This is a genomic window from Parvibacter caecicola (assembly GCF_003725335.1).
In the GTDB taxonomy this organism is placed as follows: Bacteria; Actinomycetota; Coriobacteriia; order Coriobacteriales; family Eggerthellaceae; genus Parvibacter; species Parvibacter caecicola.
Genome location: NZ_QIBY01000054.1, coordinates 1 through 551, shown reverse-complemented (window position 1 = coordinate 551; position 551 = coordinate 1). Strand labels below are relative to the sequence as shown.

Genomic DNA, 551 nt, shown 5'->3' with positions numbered 1-551 from the left:
GGCGATGATGCCGCTGATGAGCTGGCCCACGTCCACGACCTCCTCCTTCATGGGGTTCGCGCGGTTCTCCAGGCGCGAGAGCTTCAGCAATGAGTCCACCAGGCGGCTTAGGCGCTGCACCTCCGAGTTCACCGTCTCCAGGTGCTCGGGGTCGGCCTCGAAAACGCCGTCCACCATGGCCTCCACCGTGGATTGAATGGCCATGAGCGGCGTGCGCAGCTCGTGCGCCACGTCGGTGGTCAGGCGCCGCTCCAGCTCGCGGTCCTTCTCCACCGAGTCGGCCATCTCGTCGAACGTCTCTCCCAGGCGTGCGATCTCGTCCTCGCCGTGCAGATCGGTGCGGGCGGACAGGTCACCTTCCTTGATGGCCTTCGCCGTCTTGGTCATGCGGTTGATGGGGCCCACCAGGTTGCGGGCGAACAGGAAGCCGATGCACGAGGCCAGCAGGATGGCCATGGCGGCCGCGAAGAACATGGCCTGGTAGGACTTGTTGCGGAACTCCTCGTCGGTGGAGCGCAGCAGCGTATCGGAGCCGAGCACCCACACGCTCA

At 65.9% G+C, this 551-nt stretch carries 1 protein-coding gene; it reads right to left on the bottom strand.

Going from position 1 to position 551, the window contains the following annotated elements:
- The coding region (locus tag DMP11_RS10140) for a HAMP domain-containing protein (RefSeq protein ID WP_123186350.1) at positions 1–551 on the bottom strand (551 nt) is incomplete at both ends.